The following is a 1,423-nucleotide window of genomic DNA, read 5'->3' as shown; positions in this document are numbered from 1 at the left end:
TGTTCGAGAACTACCCGGTGGACCAGGACTCGGCCGCCGAACACGGCCTGGAGATCGTCGACGTCACCGCCAACGAGGCCACCAACTACCCGCTCACCCTCGTCGCCTACGACGGTGAGCGCGTCGAGGTCCAGCTGCGCTACGATCCCGACGCCTTCGACACCGTCAACGCCGACCGGCTGGCCGACCGCTTCGCCTTCCACCTGCGTGCACTGGTGGAGCGGCCCGACCGCGCCGTCGGCGCCCTGCCGCTCCTGACCGGCGCGGAACACGAGGAGCTCACCCGCTGGGGCGACGGCGGGTCCGCGCGGGCCGGTCGCACCTTCGTCGAGGTGTTCACCGAGCAGGCGCACCGCAGCCCCGGGGCCACCGCCCTGGTCGGCGCCGACCAGGAGTGGACCTACGCCGAGGTCGACGCGCGCACCGACGACCTCGCCCTGCGCCTGCACGCCCTGGGCGTCACCCGCGGGACCACGGTGGGCGTGAGCCTGGAGCGTGGACCGGACCTGGTCGTCGCGCTCCTGGCGGTGATGAAGGCGGGCGGCGCCTACCTGCCCATCGACCCCGCCTATCCCGTCGAACGACAGGCCTTCGTCATCGCGGACTCCGGTGTGCGCGTCCTGCTCACGGAGTCGGACCACCAGGCCGGAGCCGCTGCCGGAATCGCCGGAACCGACGACAGTGGGCCGATCCGTCTCACCCTGGACGCCCTGACCCGCCGCCCGCTGCCCGAGGGGGCGACCGTCCCCGTCCCGCCGGAGCCGGACGACCTCGCCTACCTCATCTACACCTCGGGGTCGACCGGTACGCCCAAGGGCACCATGGTCACCCACCGGGGCACGGGCGAACTGGCCGCCTCCATGGCCGAGCGGTTCGGCACCCGGCCCGACTTCCGGGTCCTGCAGCTCGCCTCGTCCAGCTTCGACGCCTCGGTGATGGAGGTCCTGATGGCCTTCGGCGCGGGTGCCGCCCTCGTGGTGCCCCCGCCCGGCCCGCTGGTCGGTGAGGACCTGGCGCGGACCCTGCTCCGGTACCGCGTCGGGCTCACGATCATCCCGCCGTCCGTGCTCGCCTCGGTACCCGCCGGGGACTATCCCGACCTTCGGGTCCTGGTCGTCGGTGCGGAGGCGTGCCCGGCCGAGCTCGTGAACCGGTGGGCGCCCGGCCGACGCATGGTCAACGCCTACGGGCCCACCGAGATCACCATCGCCGCCTCCCTGAGCGACCCCCTGGCCACGGGCGGCAGCCCGCCCATCGGCCGACCGGTCCAGGGCACCCGGCTACGTGTGCTGGACCGTGGTCTGCGCCCCGTGCCCGGGGGAGTGGTCGGCGAGCTGTACGTGGGTGGTGCGGGTGTGGCGCGGGGGTATTGGGGGCGTTCGGGGTTGACGGCGGAGCGTTTCGTCGCCGATCCGTTCGGTTC

General features: G+C 73.3%; 1 protein-coding gene. It reads left to right on the top strand.

The window, feature by feature from the left end:
- Positions 1 to 17 precede the first annotated feature (17 nt).
- Positions 18 to 1,423, top strand: a 1,406-nt coding sequence (locus ACWGSK_RS27595) for an amino acid adenylation domain-containing protein (RefSeq protein ID WP_452457186.1), incomplete at its 3' end; no start/stop codon positions are given.

This window comes from Nocardiopsis sp. NPDC055551 (assembly GCF_053619415.1).
Note: the sequence above shows the minus strand (reverse complement) of the source record. Positions and strands in the feature narration are given on the sequence as shown.